Genomic DNA, 1,123 nt, shown 5'->3' on the forward strand with positions numbered 1-1,123 from the left:
GTCTTCTGCAACAATGACGATATCGCGCTCGGCGTCTTGTTCGAATGCCATCGCGCCTCGATCGCGGTGCCGAAGACGATCGGCATCGTCGGTTTCAACGATCTCGACATGATGCAGGTGGCGTTTCCTTCGGTCACTAGCATCCGCACCCATCGTTATGAGATCGGCCGGCGTGCCGTCGCCATGGCGCTGGCGGCGATCGCCGGCAACAGACCGGAGCAACGGATCGTCGACCTCGGTTTCGAACTCAAGCGCCGCGAGAGCACGGCGCGTTGAAACGCACAGGAGCGACTGTGCGAATGCCGGTTTACACGCCAATTTGGTAGCGCTACCATCTCCTCCGGGCAGGTGTATCAACGATAGTTTGCGCCTGTTTATTATACATAAGTGACAACTAATACTTGTTTATTATGGATAATATGATAGTTTTCGCCCCGCTGGCGGCGACAAGGGAGGAACCGGGTCGGCCACCACCGGCGACCAAGGAAGCGCATGACGAGGCGGGAGGTGCCGGTCCATCGCGCGAAAAATTCGCATTGCGAAACGACAATCAGAACTGCAATCGGGAGGATTATCGATGATCAAGTCACTTGTTGGTGGCGTCGTTGCCGCCACTGCATTCGTCATGCTCAATTCGGCCGCCATGGCCGCCGGACCCGAAATCGTGTCGGGTCCCGCCGCTCAGGCGGACTGTTTCGCGCCGTGGAGCGCGGAGACCAAATTTTTCAAATATCCCAAGAAGGAAGGGCCGTTCCGCATCGCCTTCGCCAATGGCTATATCGCCAACACCTGGCGTATCCAGATGGTGCAGACAGCCAAGGCCTACGCCGCACAACCTGAAGTCAAAGCCAAGATCAAGGAATTCAAGGTCGTCTCGACGGGCGAGGACGTGCCGGCGCAGATCTCGGCGATCAACAATTTCATCGATTCCGGCTATGACGCCATCGTCACCGACGCCCAGAACCCGACAGCCTTCGGTCCGGTCATCAAGCGCGCCAAGGAAGCCGGCATCGTTCTGGTCGCCTTCGACAACATCCTTGACACCAAGGATGCCATCAACGTCAATGTCGATCAGAAAGGCCTTGGCGAATTGTGGGCCAAGTGGCTGGTCGCCAAGATACCG

Annotated in this window: 2 protein-coding genes; both read left to right on the plus strand. The window is 57.5% G+C overall.

Annotated elements, in window-relative coordinates; translation table 11 throughout:
- Positions 1 to 276 (plus strand): substrate-binding domain-containing protein (locus EN939_RS35240; protein WP_164751561.1); only part of this gene is annotated, 276 nt, incomplete at its 5' end.
- A 301-nt stretch (positions 277 to 577) separates the two neighbouring features.
- Positions 578 to 1,123: substrate-binding domain-containing protein (locus tag EN939_RS35245; protein ID WP_164751562.1), on the plus strand; the 546-nt coding region annotated here is incomplete at its 3' end.

Source organism: Mesorhizobium sp. M7A.F.Ca.CA.002.05.1.1 (genome assembly GCF_003998335.1).
GTDB lineage: Bacteria > Pseudomonadota > Alphaproteobacteria > Rhizobiales > Rhizobiaceae > Mesorhizobium.